Origin of the sequence: Cypionkella psychrotolerans (genome assembly GCF_001294535.1) — a bacterium.
Taxonomy (GTDB): Bacteria; Pseudomonadota; Alphaproteobacteria; order Rhodobacterales; family Rhodobacteraceae; genus Cypionkella; species Cypionkella psychrotolerans.
Genome location: NZ_LGIC01000082.1, coordinates 1 through 15615 on the forward strand (window position 1 = coordinate 1; position 15615 = coordinate 15615).

A 15615-nucleotide genomic window follows, 5' to 3' on the forward strand; every position below is an offset into this window, starting at 1 on the left:
TTTCCGGCGTGACGGTGACCTGTCTGGACTTCGCCGATTTCATCCGCCGCGTGGATCGGCCTGAGACGCTGTTCTATCTCGATCCGCCCTATTGGGGCTGCGAGGGCGACTACGGCAAGGCGCTGTTCAGCCGCGAGCGGTTCGAGGAACTGGCGACAGTTCTAGGGGGCTTAAAGGGGCGTTTCATCCTGTCTTTAAACGACGTGGACGGCGTGCGCGAAACCTTCAAAGCCTTCCGATTCCGTGAGGTGAAAACCACCTATACCATCGCGGCAAAGGGTGCTGCCCCCGAGCGGGCAGAAGTACTGATTGCGAACTATGACCTAGGCAGCATTTGAGAGCTGTCGTCCTGAGATTGGGAACCAGATCGCACTTGCTGAAGTTATGTAACTGCACTCCAAATCTGTCGTGAGTGGCGGAGTGTAAGGCGCGTCGAATCGAGCCCTCGAGTTCGGCGCGCCTTTTGGCTGAGCAGCAGCTCGGCGGAGGCCTTACATGATGAACAGGTAAAGCGCCCCGGCGAGAACGCAGTTAATTGTGAACATTGCGATGGTCAGGCGAACGTCATCCATAGCGATTCCCCCTTTCATGCCGACAATTTATTCTGCGCGCGCTCCTTTTGATTGCAACAAAGACCGCGAAACATCGGCAAATTCTGGCTCATTGCTCGCGCGGCGACCCCCTGGCTGGACCGATCCGCTGCTGCCGGTAACGGCATGGTGCCAATGGCTGCCGCGCGCGCGTGGCGCATGTTGAAGGCAGAGTTGATGTAAACTGCACTTAAACGTTGATTTAGGGAGGTGTTTAGGCACCGTACTTTGGTGTTGTGGAACCAGATCGCACCTACTGAGGTTATGCATCTGCACTCCCAATCTGTGCCCTGTCCCGCCTGACGGAGTGCAAGGCGCGTCGGATCGGACCCTCGATCTGGCGCGCCTTTTCGCCAACTCGGCTGAGGCCCAAGGTCAGACGACTGATAAACCGCACTTGCCAGAGCGCAGCGAAAGGTGAACGACGTGATGGACAGGCGAACTTCTGTCATGGCGATCCCCCCTTTTACATTGACCATGCGGACGTCAAGATCCAGAAAAGGCACACAAGACGCCGCCCCCTCGCGTCTGGCACTGCGGTTGGCAACCGGGAACTCACGGCGCAGCCCGCTGCGGTTGTGGGGCAACCCAAAAAATGGGGCCAGCCTGACGGCCCGCCCCATTTTTCAGTGTTGGTCGCAGCGCGGCGGGATGCCGCGATCTGGATCAGATGATGAGGAACTCATCCGCACCGAAGCCGGCCCGATCGGCCCCGACATTGGCAAACACCTCGCCAGCGGCACCGCCGGCCCCGTCCGCGTCATAGTAGAGATTGCCGGTGTCGCTTTCATAGATGATGTGGTCGGTAGCCCGCTCCGCGAGTCCGCTCAGGTTGGCGGCAAAATTCTCCGCCGCCAAGGCCCCCTTTGCCAATGCTGCAAACACCGCGTCATCCAGGTGGATGCTATCATCCGCCGAGACATAGCCGTTGATCGTGTCGCTATTCGCGATTCCGACCGCCGTGTTGAACACGTACACATCCGCCCCCGCACCGCCGATCAGCAAGTCGCTGCCGGCACCGCCAGAGATCGTGTCGTTGCCGCCGCCGCCGTAGAGGCTATCGTTGCCGACGCCGCCGGAGACTGCATCGTCGCCGAACCCACCAAGGGCTCTGTCGCTGCCGTCGCCACCATAGATGGTATCGTTCGCGCCACCGCCGTAGAGGCTATCGTTGTCGGCACCGCCAGACAATGTGTCGAAACCGAGGCCGCCGAAGAGGCTATCGTTGCCGAGGCCGCCAGACAGCGAGTCATTGCCAGTCCAGCCGTCAAGGCGATCACTGCCGTCGCCGGCGTAGATCGTATCATGGCCGGCACCGCCGAAGGCCGTATCGTTGCCGTCGCCGCCATAGAATGTATCGTTGCCGAGGCCGCCGTAGAGGATATCGTTGCCTATGCCGCCCGACAACGTGTCGTTGCCGGTCCAGCCAGAGATCGTATCATTGTCGGCGCCGCCGTAGAGGCTATCGTTGCCAATACCGCCCGACATCGTGTCATTGCCAGCACCGCCATAGGCTGTATCGTTGCCGGCACCGCCATAGATCCGATCGTCGCCGGCATCGCCATAGATTGTGTCAAAGCCGTAGCCGCCAGACAACGTGTCATTGCCATCGCCGCCAGACACCGTGTCATTGCCGTCCCAGCCCGAGAGGAGGTCATTGCCAAAGCCGCCGTAGACCGTATCGTTGCCGGTGCCGCCGTAGGCGGTATCGTTGCCGTCGCCGCCATAGACCGTATCGTCGCCACCGCCGCCGTAAAGGTTATCGTTGCCAAGCCCGCCGGACAACGTGTCATTGCCGGTCCAGCCATTGAGCGAATCGTTGTCGGTGCCGCCGGAAAGGCTGTCATTGCCGACGCCGCCAGACAGCGTGTCATTGCCGGTGCCGCCAGACAGCGTGTCATTGCCGACGCCGCCGTAGAGGCTATCGTTGTCGGCCCCACCAGATAGCCTGTCATCGCCGTCGTCGGCGGCAAGGTAATCGTTGCCGTCATAGCCGTTGAGGGTATCGTTGCCTGCCCCGCCGAAGAGGGTGTCCGGGCCATTCGTTCCAGGAATTAAGGGCATTATTTTTACTCCGCACTGTTGATAAAGGCTTTTGACCGCTGCAGATCCAAACGGAGGCGGGTGGCAAGGTGCCAACAGCCGGCGTTCACCGACGATGGCACGCGTAATCCACCCCCGCAGCCGGGCTGCGCCCTTTCAGAGTAGCATATGACAGGTCTTGGTGCGCTCGCTCGTTACATGCTAAGCGGACTATTAAGGATTAAACGGACATGATGCCCGTTAGATTGTTTGCCAAAGCCACGGCTGAGAAACTCTGTATCGACGAGCACCATGTGCGGCGGTTCGGTGTAAAGACCCTTTAACCGAGCTTAAGACCCCCGTTAAATGAGACTGGCGCTGGGGACGGGGCGACATGCTTTTCTGATTTTTGACATTCTTGTAGGTGGGAAATCGGAAATGAGATGAGCTGTTATGCCATTGACCGCTTGCCTAAAACCCGAAAATCGCTCTGCTGCCAACTCTGCTGTCAAACTCTGCCAACTCTGCTGTCACGCCACAGTCACGCTGTGTGTTGACACCTTACCCTGCATAAAGCGGGATCAGCTGGTATATGATGGGAACTGTCGGTTTTACTCAATGATTAGAGGGGATTGAGGGGAAGCGCCGGGGCTTTGGACGGCGGGCGCTTGAAGTTGGCATAAAGCGCCAAAAGGGCCTAAATCGGGCGGATCGTGGCGATGGCGGGGAAATTGCGCGTGACCGAAGTGTACCGTTTAAAAGGCAATAAAATAAGGGTTAAACGGTCCTTTAAGGCCCGATCTAAGAGTAGAAATCATCTTTTTCGGCGATCCGAACATGCAAATGGCGTTGCATGTTGTCTTTCGCGTTTGCATGTTCGGGTAAGCTACTGAAACTGAATGTATAAGCTTGCGGTGACCGCATGTGCTTGGAAGGCTCAACATGCAACTGATTTTGCCAATAGAGCGCGCAGATCGCGATTTATCGTCCACTTATCCGCGTTCAAAGAAGCCCGGATGCGGTTGGTTGACCCCCCACGTTACGGTACCTTGGCCGAGCCGAGCGTTGAGGAAATCGACGGCAGTGGCAATCCGTTCGCCACGAGTTTGCTGACCCGATCTTAGTCCACGCAGAAAGTCGCCGTTGCGCCGATCCAATCGTTCTACATGCCCTAAGTTAACACCAATCGCCATTATCGGGCCCAATTTCAGAATGCCTTTGCGCCATAGGTGACGCCACATGGCGCGATTGATTCGATGAAAATATGCAGTGTCCTGACTTTGAGGGCAGGTCATGGTGCGGTGCCAACCCGGCCCGTTATGTATAGAGATTTGCAGGCTGTAAGAACCTGCTACCCAACCATCCCTACGCATTCGGGCTGTAGCTTTTTCGACCAGCCATCGAGATACCAGATATGCTGACTGCGGGTTACGGAACTCGGGGGCGAGAATCTTCGAGTTGCCAAAACCGCCCTTTTGGGTCTCGGTTAGAGTGATCGCCTCACCCTGTAATGATCTGACAAACCTTTCGCCCTCGACACTATTCCAGATGACGCGGGCGTGACGCGGATCTAGGCGGCAGAGCGCCAGCATATCGTTCACGCCTGCCGCCTCGAGCCTGCCTCGCATCGCCTTTGAAATGCCCGGCAGATCATCAAGAGCGAGGTGAGCAATTCTCTCTGGCATATTGTCAGGGCCAAGCCACTGGCATCCATCAGGTTTTTCAAGCTTACCAGCGATCTTTGCCAGCAGGTGATTTGGCCCGATACCCGCCGAAAACCGTAGGCATTCACCAACCTCTTCGGCAACTTTGGTCTTAAGTATGCGGACCAGATCGAATGCACCTTCAAGACTGGTCGTCACGCCAGACAGGCCCAACTGAAACTCGTCGACTGATCGGATGCGCTCTAGTTCAGCATAACGATCCAGAACTTCGGCTACCCTGAGATTGTAGCGGACGTATAGGCGGTGGCGGCTAGGTAAAAACACGATGCCGGGGCAGAGCCGTTTCGCATCGCGAACGCTTGTTCCGGTTTTGACGCCGAAAGCTTTGGCCTCGTAGCTGGCTGCCACGCATGACCCGTGCATGCCCTCCATCGCCGTAATCGCAACTGGCTTGCCGCGAATCTGCGGGTCCAGCTGCTGCTCGACTGACGCGAAGAAGCTGTTCATATCGAGATATAGCGTGCGATATGGCCCCATGCCCTAGACCTCGTGGATGGAATTGACCCCCTTTATGTTCTACTTTTGTTCCTATCAGCAAGGGGGCAAAAGTGGATCGAAAATCGCAGCTGCGGAATGTCGCCTTTGGGGGCGCTTGGTCGGAACAGATCACAGGCAATGAGGCGATTGTAGAGGCGCTACGACTGGCAGAGCGCGCGGGCGGGCTGACCAGCGACGAAGATTTGCGCTTGGATCAAGCGCTGAGAGCGGCAATTAATGCCCTCGCAGCCGTTCACCCCAAGGGAGCGCAGCTGCGTGATGCTTGGGCAAGGGCGCTTAATCGACCGGAGGCGGCGTTTCGGATGCGCGAGCTTGAGCATATAGCAGCGTTGTTCAGAAAGGGCTTGGCTGCGAGGTTGAGGTGACGGCTCACCAGTTCATCTTTTCGGCATCGTCTAGGGCCGAATCTACAGGCCATAGGGACAAAACTGCGGCATCGTAGGATTTTGCGCAGTCTGTGACGAGGAAGCCGCCAGACCGCTTGAATTCAGACAGCGAGGCTTTGTGATTAAGCTGAGATATGAATTCGGCTCGTTTACCAGAGTTCAGAATGCCTGGGTAAAATGCCAATGCGGCTCTGGCGGTTACCGCGTCGATCTCTTGTTGAAACGCCCGAACAGTCCCGCACTCACGAGCAAAAGCAGTGGCTGAAACAAATGCCTTGAACCGACCCTCAAAATCATCACGAGCTGCGGCGGGTGGGGTTGTCCTGCTAAATTCTCTTGCCGCGAATGCCATGCTGGCGACAACAGCTATTGCGACCGCAGCATACATTACTCGTCTCATGAGACCTCTCCGATACTTGCTAGAACGTTACTAAGTTAGCATTCTCAACCGAACAACCTTTCCGATCATGCTGCCCTTACCAGCAGGTCAACCCGCCCCAAGAAACGAACATTGGAACTGGATATTTCGCTAATCAGTTTTGGAGCATGAGTATTCGTAAGGGGCATAATCATCGCTGCGGGAGGGTCGAAGGCGACCATTGAGACCGTGGTCTTGCCGTTTAATCGGTGAGCCCACATAGCCATACCCTTTCGAGGGGCGAGAGGATCAATAATCGCCACGAAGCCCTTGCCGAGTCCAGATTCAACAAAAACCTCGTCTGGCTTGATCGCCCTCAACCGCTCAACTTGGAGTCCGAGTTGATCTAAGAACGCGATTTGGAACGAAACAGGTGACGACCCTTTACCTGCCCCAGCATCTAACCACGGAATCGGCAAATAACCGGCTTGCTGCGCAGAAGCAGTTGAGAATCCATCCACACCTGCCTCAGAAAAGCCGGACTTGCGCGTGGGTCCAATATAGACCTCCCACCCCATCGCCTCGACGATCTGCCCGAGCCGCTCGTAGGTCGGGGAGGAGCCACGTTTTATATTGTGTAAGGTCGAAGCGTCTTCGCGCGCAAACGCCTTCACCCCTAACTGCATATGCGAAAGCCCCAGCTCTTTACGCCGGGCCTCAAGTAGTTCGTGCAGGGCTATGTTAGTCAACATCGGTATAAATTTACACCGCAACCGCCAGTCGCACAAGTTAGCCAAATCGGCAACAAACTGTTTCCAACAGTATAAATTTAGATTGCAGTAACGGTATAAATTGATACTGTGGCCGTATGGAACACACTTACACGCACCTTTTGCAACTTGGTGGCGCGCTCAGCGTGCATACCGACCTGGCCTTGGCAACGCTGTCCAAGAGGGCTGTTGGCCGCGCCAATCTCTTTTCCCGCATGATCGAGGGCAAAGGCTGCACCGTGGATACGGCAGTGCTCGCATTTCGGTGGTTTTCAGAAAACTGGCCGCGCGACCTTGAGTGGCCGCGTGACATTCCACGTCCCCCCCGCAAAAAGAAGGAGGCCGCATGATGGCCCGTTTGTTGCGCGCTATGGCGCGGCTGAATGACCACTGGGTTGGCGATCTGATCGGTGCCGTCAGCCTGTTTTCCCTGCTGTTTATGGGCCTGTTTATCGGTGCCGGGTTGGGCCTGAAATGAGCGCTCCGCTTGCATGGGTCGACCTGATCGGTCATCTGCGGCGCGCACAGGTGGCGCAGCGCGGGATGCGCGATATCAGCGTGGCGCAATCCATCCGCGATGCCGCTACCGTGGAATATAGCCGCGCGCTGAATGCGATCTTTGAGCGGCTGGATCAGATGATGGAGACGGGCCTGACGGGCCGGATTTCCAACTTTCTGGCGAAGCGGGGGCGGGTGTGATGGGCGAGTTGTTGCTTTCCGTTCCCCGTCCGCGTGGGCCGCGCATTGAGCGCTGCGGTGCTAAGGATTTTCACGCAATCGGCGTCACTGAAACCTCGCCTTTGTTCAAATCTCGGGCCGAGGGCGAGATCTGGCTTGCGATCCATTTGGGCAAGGTTGCGAAGTCGAAGCGCCCGAGAATTCGGGCCTGCATGCGTTGCCGCGCAGAGTTCCAAAGCGAGGGCTTCCACCATCGCATGTGCAATTCCTGCCGTGCCAATGCGGCGGGTGCTGACACCAGCGCCTATCGCGTCATCCGCCCGAACAGCCGTGGGTGAACAGATGATCCGCCGCGCACCATTCCCCATCACAAAGGCCCAGTAATGAAATCCCCGACCCTGATGAAACGCGACACGGTGGCGATCAATCTGATCGACGTTGAAGATCGGCTCCGCCCGGTATCAGAGGCCGGGATCAACAGCCTGATCGCGTCGATCACCGAGCTTGGCGTGATGAAAGACCCGATCCATCTGCGGCAGTTGAAGACCGGGCGGCTGGTGTTGATTGCGGGTGGGCATCGGCTGGAGGCCGCGCGGCGGCTGGAATGGACCGAGATCGCCGCCCAAATCTGGACCGATGTGACCGACGATTGGGCGCGGCTGATGGAGGTTGATGACAACCTTGCTGGAGCCGAGATGAACGCGCTCGACACAGCTGTGTTTCTGGCCGAGCGCAAGAAGGTTTACGAGAAGCTGCACCCGGAGTCTGCGGCGGGCGTGTTTAAGGGCAATCAGCACACTGGAAATGTGGTGGCGGACATGATGTCCGTCACCAGCTTCGCCGCTGCTACTGCCGAGAAGTTTGGCATGACGGATCGCCATGTGCGGCGGATGATCTCGGCTGGATCGCGACTGAACCGGGCCGATCTGCAGCAGCTGCGCGATGCGCCCAAACCTGTGACGCTGGCGGATTTGCAGGTGATCGCCAAGTCGTCATTTCAGGGCGAGCATAGCTATGTGGTCTCTGCGCTTGCGGCGGGTTCTGCGAAGTCAGCGGCCCATGCACGGGCGGCATTCGCGGCGCAGTCGAAGGGCATTCAACCCATCGTTAAAGACCCCGTTGAAGACGCCTATAAAGCGCTGATGGCGTTGTGGGCGCGCGCGCCAAAGGCAGCGAAGCGGCGGTTTGTCGATGAGGTGCAGAGCGATCTTTACGACATCCTGAATGCGCCGCAATCCACCGTCACCTTGGCCGACGGTGAGGACGCATTCTGATGGCCAACGCCCTGACCCCCTTGCAGGAATGGTGGACGGCGGAGGAACTCGCCGCCGCTGGTCTGCCCGATCTGCCGGGATCACGGCAGGGCATAGAGGCGACAATCAAGCGCGCGCAATGGCGGGCGAACGTCGATCATGCCCGTCGCCGCGAGGGGCGTGGGGGCGGCTGGGAGTATAACTGGCAGCTGTTGCCCGAACGCGCACGGCGCAAGCTGTTGACCGAAGCGTCTGTGGGCGTCGCGGCCCCGGTGCCTGTCAAGATGGGCCGGGATGAGGCTTGGGCTTGGTATGAAAAGCTGCCCGCTTCGGTGAAGGCCAAGGCCGAAGCCCGGTTGAAAACCATCGCCACGGTTGAGGCGCTGGAGGCGGTATCCTTGCAGGGGCGGCATCTGGCAATCGCCACGGTTGCGCGTACATCTGGCAATGGTGCGCGGACCATTGCGTCGTGGTTTGCGATGATTTCGGGTGTTCGGTCAGATGACCGCCTGCCATATCTTGCGCCGCGCAATCGCGCACAGGCAGACCGCGCGCGGGCTAAGGAATGCGATCCCGATTTTGTCGATGTGCTGAAAAGCATGTACCTGCGGTTCACTGGCCCGACATTCTCTGACTGCTACCGCGACTCCGTGAAAATTGCCCGCGCCAAAGGCTGGTCAGTGCTGCCCGAGCGCACCATGCGCAGGCACCTCGACAAGGCGGTGAGCAAACTGCAGCAGGTGCTTTGCCGCGAAGGTGTAGAAGCTTTGAAACGGCTCTATCCGCCGCAGGTGCGCGACAAAACCGCGATGTCGGCGATGGAGGCGGTCAACGCTGACTTCCACAAGTTCGACGTGTTTGTGCGCTGGCCAGCGGCTTTTGGACAAAACGAGCCGGGCATCATCACCCGCCCGCAAATGGTGTGTTTTCAGGATATATATTCGGGCCGCATCTTGGCTTGGCGGGTGGATCAGACCCCGAACAGCACCGCGGTGCAACTCTGCGCCGGGGATATGATCGAGACTTACGGCATCCCTGAACATGTGCTGTTTGACAACGGGCGCGAATTCGCGGCCAAGAGCCTGACGGGTGGCGCATCCACCCGCTTCCGCTTCAAGATCAAAGAGGATGATCCGCAAGGGTTGTTCGGCAAGCTTGGCTGCAAAATCCATTGGGCCACGCCCTATCATGGTCAGGCCAAGCCGATCGAGCGGGCCTTCCGCGACATGTGCAGCAGCATCGCCAAGGATGTGCGGTTTGACGGGGCGTATACCGGCAACACACCGCTCGCCAAGCCCGAGGACTATGGCAGCAAGGCCATAGAGCTGGAGTATTTTCTGAAGGTGTTGGGCGAGCGTATTGCCGAGCACAATGCGCGGCAGGGTCGTCGCTCGGCGGTGGCCTTCGGGCGCAGTTTTGTCGAAGTTTTCGACGAAAGCTATGCAAGGGCTCCCATCAAGAAGGCCACCGAAGCGCAGCGCCGCCTTTGGTTGCTCGGAGCCGAGGGCATTACGGCTGATCGCAACAGCGGGGCTGTCTGGTTCCAAGGCAATGAGTTTTGGGAAGCTTGGATGCAAGATATTGCTGGGCAACGCGTCATTGCCCGCTTTGATCCAGCCGATTTCTTGGCTGGCTTGCACATTTACAGCCATGACGAAGCCTATCTGGGTCACGCGCCAATCCGGCAGGCCAAGGGCTTCTTTGACGCGGATGAAGCGCGGCTGCATGCGCGGGCACTGAAGGATTTTGTGAAGGCTGAGAAGCAACTGTCGGCGGCGCATAAGAAGCTGTCGGCGGCAGAGCTTGGCAACATGATGGATGCGATTGCGCCTGTCGAGGTAGCACCGCGCGAGTCGAAAGTGGTCAAGCCAGTGTTCGGCAAGGGCAAAGGTCTGCTTGCTGCTTCGCGCCCCGTCCCTGCGTTTTCCGAGGAAGAAGTGCGGGCAGGTCAGGCCGTGATCGTGGCCGATTTTGCCGCACGTCAAGGTGCCACCGCCTCCACCCCTGACAAAAGCGATGATGCCCGCGAGTTGTTCCGCGAGGCGCTGCAGCTGGAGCGCAGTTTGGAAGCGGGCAAGCGGATCACGAAGGATCAGCAACGCTGGCTGACCGCCTATCAGGCCCATCCCGCCTATGCCGCCGAGCGGATGCTTTGGGAAATGCAGGGCGATGCAATTTTTGGATGAAAGAAGCCGCCGTGGGTGAGCAGACCCAACGGCGGCGGTAACAACGCAGGAGACCACTATGTCAGACGAACACCAGCCGATCAATAACGTAGCCGCACTGGCCAATGTCAGCCGGTTTGCGCAGATGGTGATCATGCTGCAGAACCGCGCGCCGGGGCTTCCCGGCATGGGCTGCTTTTACGGGCCTGCGGGTTTGGGCAAAAGCACGGCGGGTATCTTCGGCACCAACAAATTCAACGCCTGTCATATCCAAGCCTTGCCATTCGGCGGCACCAAGAAGCTTTTGGAGATGATCGTCGTGGAGCTGCGGGTGAAACCAGCCCGCACGGTGTCGGGCTTATTTGATCAAGCTGCCTACCAGCTGAGCATCACAGATCGCCCGCTGATCATCGACGAGGCCGATCAAATCCTGAGCGACAAGATGATCGAGGCGGTGCGGCATTTGCATGATCAGACGCAGGTGCCTGTGATCTTGATGGGTGAGGAGTCTTTGCCGCAGCAGCTGCGCCGGTGGGAGCGGGTCTCCAGCCGGGTGCTGTCATGGGTGGCGGCGGAAGAAGCCACGCTTCAGGACGTCGATTTGCTGGCGCCGATTTACGCGCCGCGCCTGACGCTCGGTCCGGATTTGAAGGCGGCGCTTCTTGCCGCCTCGCGCGGATCAATCCGCAACGTCTCGACCAACCTCGCCAACGTCGCAACCACCTGCGCCATGAAGGGCGTGTCACGCATGAGTTTGGCGGAATGGGGCGGCAAGCCGTTTCACAGCGGCGACGCTCCGATGCCGCGTCGCGGGTTGGCGCAGGGTGAAGGGCTCGCGCAAGTTCGTCGGAGGTCAGTGGCATGACGCACGGCAGCACCGTCCGAACCAGAGAGAAGTGCGAGGCAGCGTGGACGTCAGCTGTGCGTCGGCAGCAGTTTGGTGCCGCTGAAATCTCAATCGACATCTCCTACGACCAGAAGAAGGTCGCGGCCCTTATCAGGGCTTGGGAAAGCGAAGGGCGCGTCCGCCAGATCGCTGGCGGAAAGCAGGGCCATCCGCGCGCGATATTCGAAATCGTCCCCGAGTTTGAGGAAAAGCCCATAGCAAATATCGGTGATGCTTTCGATCAGATGTGGACGATTATGCGCAAAACCTGTGCGTTCGGCCCGGTCGATTTGAAGGCGCACTGCTCCATCGCGGTGACGATAGAAGAGGCGCGGTCGTACTGCCGAACTCTGCTGGCAGCTGGATATCTGCGCGTTATCAGCAAGGCACAAATCGGCAAGAAGGAAGCGGTTTACAAGCTGATCCAAGCCACTGGCCCTCGGGCACCGCGCAAGCGGCGCATCGTCTGCATTGTCGATGACAACCGAGGAACAGTCCTTCCCTTGACGGAGGACGGGCAATGAAACCCACAGCGATGGATCTGGCTCGCGCCGCTTGGCCAGCGCCGATGCCTGACTGGATCGAGGCGCTGGCCATTGCCTGCACCGTCACGAGCCAAGCCAAAGTTGCAACCCGCTTGGGCCGCACTGGCGGCATGATCAGTCAGCTGATCAACAACAAATACCCCGCCTCCACCGACCCGATCGAAGAGCGGGTACGCGGCGTGCTTCTGAATGGAAAAGTACAATGCCCGAGCCTTGGCGCGCTTCCGGTCAACCAGTGCCAGGACTGGCGGCTGATGGCGAAGGATTTTCAGGTCGGCAATCCCACGCGCACCCGGATGTTCCGCGCTTGCCGCCGCTGCCCGCGTTTCACGGAGGTTTCAGAATGAAGCATGAAATACCCACCGCCAAGGGCGTCTCGCGCCGCATCCGCCTTCAGGTGGAACGCCACGGCCTGACCGTCGCGGCTGCCGCCAGCTCCTGCGAGTTATCGAAGTGCAGCTTTGAGGATTACCTCTACGGCAAAACCATGCCGGGTGGTGTGGCCTTGTTGTCTTTGGCGACAGGTTTGCGCTGTTCATTCTCTTGGTTGGCCACGGGGGCGGGCAAAGCATGAGCGATGCAGCCCTCCTCCCCATGTCCGAGCTTTTGAAGCGCGCCTCATGCGCTCTGGGCAAAATCGACCAGCACGGCCGTCGCGGCGTTACCAACCCGTCGGTCAACGAGTGCGAAGCCATGGCGCTGGTACTCGCGACCCTTGGCCTTGTGCCGACGCTGCCGGGCGAAGACCCACCGCCCGCTTATTTTCTCACCCCTTCAAAGGAGGCTTAAATGTCCGCTTTTACTCCTGCCGAAATCCCTAACGGTCGGCGCGTCGTCAACGGTACCGAAGAGATCGCCGATGCCAAAGGCGGCTGGACGCCGGTGTCTTTGGTCAAGCCGCAGCACCTTCTGGAAGACGAGATGGTGCGCCGCGAACTGGGCTTTGCCACAGCACTTTCGGACCAGATCGCCCGCTTCAAAGGACACACCTTTGAGAATGTCGGCAATTTCGAAGCGCTGCTTGCTCAGCAATACGGCGCGACCATCGGCGGCAAGAAGGGCAATAAAACCCTGATGACCCATGACGGGCTGTTCAAGATGAGCATTCAGGTCGCCGACAACATCGTCTTTGGCCCTGAGTTGCAGATCGCCAAGCAGTTGACGGATGAGTGCCTGAACGAGTGGGCCGAGGGCGCCCGCGACGAAATCCGCGCGATTGTCACCCGCGCTTTCAATACCGACAAGGCGGGGCAGATCAACCGCTCGGAAATCTTCATGCTGTTGCGGCTCGACATCACCGATCCGCGTTGGGTGCGCGCGATGGATGCGATCCGCGACGCCATGCGCGTTGAAGGCTCCACCACCTATGTGCGCTACTACCGCCGCGAGCGACACGATGCGCCGTGGCAGGCCGTCACCCTCGATCTTGCAAAGGCGTAGCGCGATGGACCCGAAAAGCATTTTTCAGAGAATTCGCGTTCACGCCGCCGTGCTGGCAGCGCTCGGGGAAGGGTTGAAGCGCGTAGCTGCCGATGCCGATGGGACAGCCACAGCGACCGAGGTTGAGTATTTGGTGGACGTGGAATCGGAATTCCACGCCGAAATTCATCACCGTGCCTTGATGCTGGCCGAGATGTGCGCGTCGGCAGATGCCATAGGACTTTTGACGGCGCTGGCCGTCCATTCGGCTTCGATGCCCAAAGTCCTAGTTGCGGGGCAGGTATAGCGATGGGCCTTTATCTTGACCCCGAAGGTTCATTCCGCCTCAAAGCATTCAGCTCTGCCAGCCGGGGCACAAAGGCAACTATCAAGATTGAGGTGGAAACCGATGACTTGGACGATCTGGGCTTCTTCCTCGGATCACTGGCGCGTCTGCAGGAACAGCAAAAGCAGGCGGTCGTTGTAAAGCGCGAGGCCGCGAAAAAGCCGAAGATGCTGGCTTTGCCTAAACCGGAGCCACTGTGATGACCGCTAACACCACGCTGAAAACCATCCATGTCGCATGCCGTGATCTCGGCATGGACAACGACACCCGGCGCGATTTGCAGCTTCTGGTGACGGGAAAGGAGAGCCTGACGGCCATGTCGCCCGCCGAGCATCTGGCGGTGCTGGAGGCGCTGAAAGCCAAGGGGTTTAAGCCGCAGGCCAGCAAGGACAGTCGCACACACCGCCGCCCCGCCACGCGCGGCGATATCCGGTTCTGCCATGTGCTGTGGGGCAAGCTGGTGAAGGCCGGCGTGGTCGATCTGCCGGGGGCTGCTGGCCTGAACGCCTTCATCCGTGCGCGGTTCGAGAAGGCATGGGGCGCTGTGCCTTTCGACATCGACGGTCTGCGCGACTGGAAACAGATCGCCACGGTCATTGAGGCGCTGAAGGCGATGTGCTTGCGCGCGGGGATCAAGCTGTGAGTGGGCCAGAGATCAACGCCGAGCTGCGGGTTACGCTGCGGGCATGCACTTTTGATGAGGACATTACGACGCGCCTTGAGGCGAAGATGGCCTTTGCCGACGCGCTCGAACAGCTTGCAAAGCGGCTGCGCAACTCTAACGCAGATGAAATTGATGTGCAGCTGGTGGACGATCTCACCGGAATGTCGCGCGGCTCTGTCTTCATGAGCATTCGGGGTGCCGCATGAATCTCTCGCCGGATCTGTTTGGGCAAACGGGACAGGCGGCTGCGCCTTGCCCTGTGGCGCCTGCGCTGATCGGCCAGTTTCACGCTCTGCGCCCGGCTGGCGGCTTTGACCTGATCATGGTTGATTTTCCGTGGCAGTACGAAATGCGCTCGGAACTCGGCTGCGAGAAATCACCGCAGGCACAATACAAGACGATGTCGATCGAGGAAGGCAAAGCGATGCCGGTCGAGATATTGGCTGCGCGCGATTGCCTGATGTGGTTCTGGGCGGTCGGGCCAATGTTGCCGCAGGCGCTCGAGCTGATCTCGGCTTGGGGCTTCACCTACAAGACGCAAGGCCAGTGGGTCAAACAGACCAAAAACGGCAAGCAGACCTTTGGCACCGGCTACATTTTGCGCAATGCGGGTGAGCCTTTCCTGATCGCCACACGCGGCGCACCCAAGACGACGCGGTCTGTTCGCAACACGATCTTCGGTCTCGCCCGCCAGCACAGCCGAAAGCCGGATGAGTGCTTCCGTGAAGCTGAGAAGTTGATGCCGAACGCCCAAAGATGCGAGTTGTTTAGCCGCCAACCGCGCAAGGGCTGGACGGTTTGGGGCGATGAATCCGAGAAGTTCGTGGAGGCAGGTCCGTGAACCATCCGCGCCCGCCAGCACATGTGGAACCTTACATCACCGCCCTCGGATTCGAGCTGGCGGTGAAGTTCTTGCTGCACTTTGGCGGGACCGAACTCTATATTCCGCAGACGCCCTCTGCCAAGTCCGAACTGGTCAAGGTGCTGGGCATGGAAGCGGCGCAGGCGCTTTGTGATCATGCGCAGCGCATTATTCTTCAGCGCCGGGTGCCAAATGCAAAGCCGTGGTTGGCGCAGTATTTCTCGGTGGTCGAGGATATGTCCAACACCGCAATCGCCCGAAAACTGCATGCCACCGATGTATCCGTTCGCCGCTGGCTTGCGGGCAAGGACGAGCGCCCGATGCCCGATATGACTCAAATGCGGCAGCTTAAACTGCTCTGACCCCGCACACCGTTGCGGGGGGAATTCACCCCCGGTTGCATTGCATGATGTCCCCATCATCGGGGCAGCACCCCGGCCAAATTCCGG

At 59.0% G+C, this 15615-nt stretch carries 24 protein-coding genes; 20 read left to right on the forward strand and 4 right to left on the reverse strand.

Annotation, left to right across the window (positions count from 1 at the left end; genetic code table 11):
• The coding region (locus tag AKV04_RS18260) for a DNA adenine methylase (protein ID WP_202905657.1) at positions 1-338 on the forward strand (338 nt) is incomplete at its 5' end.
• Positions 339-1256: 918 nt separating this feature from the next.
• Here AKV04_RS18260 and AKV04_RS18270 read toward each other — a convergent pair.
• Both AKV04_RS18270 and AKV04_RS18275 read right to left on the reverse strand, forming a co-directional pair.
• Positions 1257-2654, reverse strand: a complete 1398-nt coding sequence (locus AKV04_RS18270; RefSeq protein ID WP_054007848.1) for a calcium-binding protein — start codon at positions 2652-2654, stop codon at positions 1257-1259.
• Positions 2655-3604: 950 nt separating this feature from the next.
• Positions 3605-4783, reverse strand: a complete 1179-nt coding sequence (locus AKV04_RS18275) for a DNA polymerase Y family protein (RefSeq protein ID WP_235815703.1) — start codon at positions 4781-4783, stop codon at positions 3605-3607.
• A gap of 101 nt (positions 4784-4884) precedes the next feature.
• On the opposite strand from AKV04_RS18275, the gene AKV04_RS18280 reads away from it, so the two are divergent.
• On the forward strand, positions 4885-5199 hold the full coding sequence (locus AKV04_RS18280) for a hypothetical protein (protein ID WP_054007850.1): 315 nt from the start codon (positions 4885-4887) through the stop codon (positions 5197-5199).
• 4 nt (positions 5200-5203) lie between these two features.
• On the opposite strand, the gene AKV04_RS18285 is transcribed toward AKV04_RS18280, so the two are convergent.
• Positions 5204-5608: a hypothetical protein gene (locus AKV04_RS18285; protein WP_054007851.1), complete on the reverse strand. Its 405-nt coding sequence runs from the start codon at positions 5606-5608 to the stop codon at positions 5204-5206.
• A 77-nt stretch (positions 5609-5685) separates the two neighbouring features.
• Positions 5686-6330 carry a helix-turn-helix domain-containing protein gene (locus AKV04_RS18290; protein ID WP_054007852.1) on the reverse strand — a complete coding sequence of 215 codons (645 nt, stop codon included), beginning with the start codon at positions 6328-6330 and terminating at the stop codon, positions 5686-5688.
• A 116-nt stretch (positions 6331-6446) separates the two neighbouring features.
• Here AKV04_RS18290 and AKV04_RS18295 point away from each other — a divergent pair, with 116 nt between their 5' ends.
• The 18 genes from AKV04_RS18295 to AKV04_RS18375 are packed head-to-tail and all read left to right on the forward strand — an operon-like array spanning position 6447 to position 15528.
• Complete coding sequence (locus AKV04_RS18295; protein WP_054007853.1) at positions 6447-6698, forward strand: hypothetical protein; 252 nt, start codon at positions 6447-6449, stop codon at positions 6696-6698.
• On the forward strand, positions 6698-6826 hold the full coding sequence (locus AKV04_RS27610) for a hypothetical protein (protein ID WP_268871809.1): 129 nt from the start codon (positions 6698-6700) through the stop codon (positions 6824-6826). Before AKV04_RS18295 ends, AKV04_RS27610 begins: the two co-directional genes overlap by 1 nt.
• Positions 6823-7047, forward strand: coding sequence for a hypothetical protein (locus AKV04_RS18300; RefSeq protein ID WP_054007854.1), 225 nt, complete (start codon positions 6823-6825; stop codon positions 7045-7047). Before AKV04_RS27610 ends, AKV04_RS18300 begins: the two co-directional genes overlap by 4 nt.
• Positions 7047-7364, forward strand: coding sequence for a hypothetical protein (locus AKV04_RS18305; RefSeq protein ID WP_054007855.1), 318 nt, complete (start codon positions 7047-7049; stop codon positions 7362-7364). Before AKV04_RS18300 ends, AKV04_RS18305 begins: the two co-directional genes overlap by 1 nt.
• 45 nt (positions 7365-7409) lie before the next feature.
• Positions 7410-8300 carry a ParB N-terminal domain-containing protein gene (locus AKV04_RS18310; RefSeq protein ID WP_054007856.1) on the forward strand — a complete coding sequence of 297 codons (891 nt, stop codon included), beginning with the start codon at positions 7410-7412 and terminating at the stop codon, positions 8298-8300.
• Positions 8300-10465 carry a transposase domain-containing protein gene (locus tag AKV04_RS18315; protein ID WP_054007857.1) on the forward strand — a complete coding sequence of 722 codons (2166 nt, stop codon included), beginning with the start codon at positions 8300-8302 and terminating at the stop codon, positions 10463-10465. Before AKV04_RS18310 ends, AKV04_RS18315 begins: the two co-directional genes overlap by 1 nt.
• A 58-nt stretch (positions 10466-10523) precedes the next feature.
• Positions 10524-11309, forward strand: coding sequence for an AAA family ATPase (locus AKV04_RS18320; RefSeq protein WP_054007858.1), 786 nt, complete (start codon positions 10524-10526; stop codon positions 11307-11309).
• Positions 11306-11854, forward strand: a complete 549-nt coding sequence (locus AKV04_RS18325) for a hypothetical protein (protein ID WP_054007859.1) — start codon at positions 11306-11308, stop codon at positions 11852-11854. Before AKV04_RS18320 ends, AKV04_RS18325 begins: the two co-directional genes overlap by 4 nt.
• On the forward strand, positions 11851-12222 hold the full coding sequence (locus tag AKV04_RS18330; protein ID WP_156317656.1) for a hypothetical protein: 372 nt from the start codon (positions 11851-11853) through the stop codon (positions 12220-12222). The genes AKV04_RS18325 and AKV04_RS18330 overlap by 4 nt, the downstream gene beginning before the upstream one ends.
• Entirely contained in the window at positions 12219-12449 is a 231-nt protein-coding gene (locus AKV04_RS18335) for a transcriptional regulator (RefSeq protein WP_054007861.1), read from the forward strand. The genes AKV04_RS18330 and AKV04_RS18335 overlap by 4 nt, the downstream gene beginning before the upstream one ends.
• Positions 12446-12664 (forward strand): hypothetical protein, encoded by a 219-nt coding sequence (locus tag AKV04_RS18340; protein ID WP_156317658.1) that lies wholly within the window; start codon positions 12446-12448, stop codon positions 12662-12664. The genes AKV04_RS18335 and AKV04_RS18340 overlap by 4 nt, the downstream gene beginning before the upstream one ends.
• Positions 12665-13315: a DUF3164 family protein gene (locus AKV04_RS18345; protein WP_054007863.1), complete on the forward strand. Its 651-nt coding sequence runs from the start codon at positions 12665-12667 to the stop codon at positions 13313-13315. It begins immediately after the preceding gene.
• A gap of 4 nt (positions 13316-13319) precedes the next feature.
• The gene (locus AKV04_RS18350) at positions 13320-13601 is read left to right on the forward strand and encodes a hypothetical protein (RefSeq protein ID WP_054007864.1); all 282 of its coding nucleotides are present in this window, start codon (positions 13320-13322) and stop codon (positions 13599-13601) included.
• A 2-nt stretch (positions 13602-13603) separates the two neighbouring features.
• Entirely contained in the window at positions 13604-13840 is a 237-nt protein-coding gene (locus AKV04_RS18355; protein ID WP_054007865.1) for a hypothetical protein, read from the forward strand.
• Positions 13840-14283 (forward strand): regulatory protein GemA, encoded by a 444-nt coding sequence (locus AKV04_RS18360; protein ID WP_054007866.1) that lies wholly within the window; start codon positions 13840-13842, stop codon positions 14281-14283. The genes AKV04_RS18355 and AKV04_RS18360 overlap by 1 nt, the downstream gene beginning before the upstream one ends.
• A complete protein-coding gene (locus AKV04_RS18365) occupies positions 14280-14510 on the forward strand; it encodes a hypothetical protein (protein WP_156317659.1) in 231 nt (76 codons plus the stop codon). The genes AKV04_RS18360 and AKV04_RS18365 overlap by 4 nt, the downstream gene beginning before the upstream one ends.
• Positions 14507-15145 carry an MT-A70 family methyltransferase gene (locus tag AKV04_RS18370; protein WP_082351731.1) on the forward strand — a complete coding sequence of 213 codons (639 nt, stop codon included), beginning with the start codon at positions 14507-14509 and terminating at the stop codon, positions 15143-15145. Before AKV04_RS18365 ends, AKV04_RS18370 begins: the two co-directional genes overlap by 4 nt.
• On the forward strand, positions 15142-15528 hold the full coding sequence (locus tag AKV04_RS18375) for a hypothetical protein (RefSeq protein ID WP_082351732.1): 387 nt from the start codon (positions 15142-15144) through the stop codon (positions 15526-15528). The genes AKV04_RS18370 and AKV04_RS18375 overlap by 4 nt, the downstream gene beginning before the upstream one ends.
• Positions 15529-15615 lie beyond the last annotated feature (87 nt).

Bases quoted from the DNA above. Each gene is read 5' to 3' on its own strand.
- AKV04_RS18320 (WP_054007858.1), top strand. From the start codon at position 10,524: ATGTCAGACGAACACCAGCCGATCAATAACGTAGCCGCACTGGCCAAT.
- AKV04_RS18310 (WP_054007856.1), top strand. From the start codon at position 7,410: ATGAAATCCCCGACCCTGATGAAACGCGACACGGTGGCGATCAATCTG.
- AKV04_RS18345 (WP_054007863.1), top strand. From the start codon at position 12,665: ATGTCCGCTTTTACTCCTGCCGAAATCCCTAACGGTCGGCGCGTCGTC.
- AKV04_RS18275 (WP_235815703.1), bottom strand. From the start codon at position 4,783: ATGAACAGCTTCTTCGCGTCAGTCGAGCAGCAGCTGGACCCGCAGATT.
- AKV04_RS27610 (WP_268871809.1), top strand. From the start codon at position 6,698: ATGGCCCGTTTGTTGCGCGCTATGGCGCGGCTGAATGACCACTGGGTT.
- AKV04_RS18325 (WP_054007859.1), top strand. From the start codon at position 11,306: ATGACGCACGGCAGCACCGTCCGAACCAGAGAGAAGTGCGAGGCAGCG.
- AKV04_RS18335 (WP_054007861.1), top strand. From the start codon at position 12,219: ATGAAGCATGAAATACCCACCGCCAAGGGCGTCTCGCGCCGCATCCGC.
- AKV04_RS18305 (WP_054007855.1), top strand. From the start codon at position 7,047: ATGGGCGAGTTGTTGCTTTCCGTTCCCCGTCCGCGTGGGCCGCGCATT.
- AKV04_RS18300 (WP_054007854.1), top strand. From the start codon at position 6,823: ATGAGCGCTCCGCTTGCATGGGTCGACCTGATCGGTCATCTGCGGCGC.
- AKV04_RS18355 (WP_054007865.1), top strand. From the start codon at position 13,604: ATGGGCCTTTATCTTGACCCCGAAGGTTCATTCCGCCTCAAAGCATTC.
- AKV04_RS18315 (WP_054007857.1), top strand. From the start codon at position 8,300: ATGGCCAACGCCCTGACCCCCTTGCAGGAATGGTGGACGGCGGAGGAA.
- AKV04_RS18370 (WP_082351731.1), top strand. From the start codon at position 14,507: ATGAATCTCTCGCCGGATCTGTTTGGGCAAACGGGACAGGCGGCTGCG.
- AKV04_RS18285 (WP_054007851.1), bottom strand. From the start codon at position 5,608: ATGTATGCTGCGGTCGCAATAGCTGTTGTCGCCAGCATGGCATTCGCG.
- AKV04_RS18290 (WP_054007852.1), bottom strand. From the start codon at position 6,330: ATGTTGACTAACATAGCCCTGCACGAACTACTTGAGGCCCGGCGTAAA.
- AKV04_RS18295 (WP_054007853.1), top strand. From the start codon at position 6,447: ATGGAACACACTTACACGCACCTTTTGCAACTTGGTGGCGCGCTCAGC.
- AKV04_RS18350 (WP_054007864.1), top strand. From the start codon at position 13,320: ATGGACCCGAAAAGCATTTTTCAGAGAATTCGCGTTCACGCCGCCGTG.
- AKV04_RS18340 (WP_156317658.1), top strand. From the start codon at position 12,446: ATGAGCGATGCAGCCCTCCTCCCCATGTCCGAGCTTTTGAAGCGCGCC.
- AKV04_RS18330 (WP_156317656.1), top strand. From the start codon at position 11,851: ATGAAACCCACAGCGATGGATCTGGCTCGCGCCGCTTGGCCAGCGCCG.
- AKV04_RS18270 (WP_054007848.1), bottom strand. From the start codon at position 2,654: ATGCCCTTAATTCCTGGAACGAATGGCCCGGACACCCTCTTCGGCGGG.
- AKV04_RS18360 (WP_054007866.1), top strand. From the start codon at position 13,840: ATGACCGCTAACACCACGCTGAAAACCATCCATGTCGCATGCCGTGAT.